We start from the raw sequence: 575 nt of genomic DNA on the forward strand, positions 1-575 counted from the left end.
ATTTAGAGATCCTGGCAGAAACCGAAGAGGGCGATGCCTATCTGTTTGCCAGCAAAGATAAGCGCATTGCCTTCGTCACCGGGCATCCTGAATACGATGCCGGTACCCTGGCGGGCGAGTTTTTCCGCGATGTGGAAGCGGGACTCAGCCCGGAAGTTCCGACCAATTATTTCCCGCATGATGACCCGCAAAACACACCGCGGGCCAGCTGGAGAAGTCACGGAAACCTGCTGTTTGCCAACTGGCTGAACTACTATGTCTACCAAATCACGCCATACGATCTGCGGAATATGAACCCGACTCTGGATTAATCCTCCAGCCAACGCGATCCTAAAGCGTTTCAGCATTTTGCCTCTGGCACCTTCGGGTGCCTTTTTTGTTTCCGAAATTCAATTCATGTACGAAATAAACTTTAATTTTAATGTTATCAATATGTTGAATTGATATTAAAATTAAAATGGAAATTGTTTTTGATTTTGGAAATTAATTGAGTAGTCTTAATTGTGCTGAGCGAAAACTGCACAACGATCTTTCGCTCGCTTCCAGCGGATCAACCAAGAGGAGCAGCACAATGA

1 protein-coding gene is annotated in these 575 nt (G+C 45.9%); it reads left to right on the plus strand.

All coding sequences use genetic code 11. The features are described from left to right. A partial coding sequence (locus tag FJV41_RS55275) for a homoserine O-acetyltransferase/O-succinyltransferase family protein (protein ID WP_181791545.1) occupies positions 1–311 on the plus strand: 311 nt, incomplete at its 5' end. Positions 312–575 lie beyond the last annotated feature (264 nt).

The sequence above is a fragment of the Myxococcus llanfairpwllgwyngyllgogerychwyrndrobwllllantysiliogogogochensis genome, from assembly GCF_006636215.1.
In the GTDB taxonomy this organism is placed as follows: domain Bacteria; phylum Myxococcota; class Myxococcia; order Myxococcales; family Myxococcaceae; genus Myxococcus; species Myxococcus llanfairpwllgwyngyllgogerychwyrndrobwllllantysiliogogogochensis.